At 41.3% G+C, this 225-nt stretch carries 1 pseudogene; it reads left to right on the top strand.

Annotated features, from left to right (window positions below):
• Nucleotides 1–225: pseudogene (locus tag HMPREF2655_RS03035) on the top strand (hypothetical protein); the annotation flags it as partial.

Below are 225 nucleotides of genomic sequence, written 5' to 3'. Positions count from 1 at the left end.
CGTGACACTTTCAGATAAGAGTATCCGTTATTTTGATGCTAACTCAGGAGAAATGGCAGTCGGCAAGTTTGCAGAAGGTGCCAAGAGCGAATGGTATTACTTTGACCAAACTGGAAAAGCAGTGACAGGTCTTCAAAAGATTGGCAAACAAACACTTTACTTTGACCAAGATGGCAAGCAAGTCAAGGGTAAAATCGTGACACTTTCAGATAAGAGTATCCGTTA

This window comes from Streptococcus sp. HMSC066F01 (assembly GCF_001837335.1).
Classification (GTDB): Bacteria; Bacillota; Bacilli; order Lactobacillales; family Streptococcaceae; genus Streptococcus; species Streptococcus oralis_S.
This window is presented reverse-complemented; position numbering and strand designations above follow the sequence as displayed.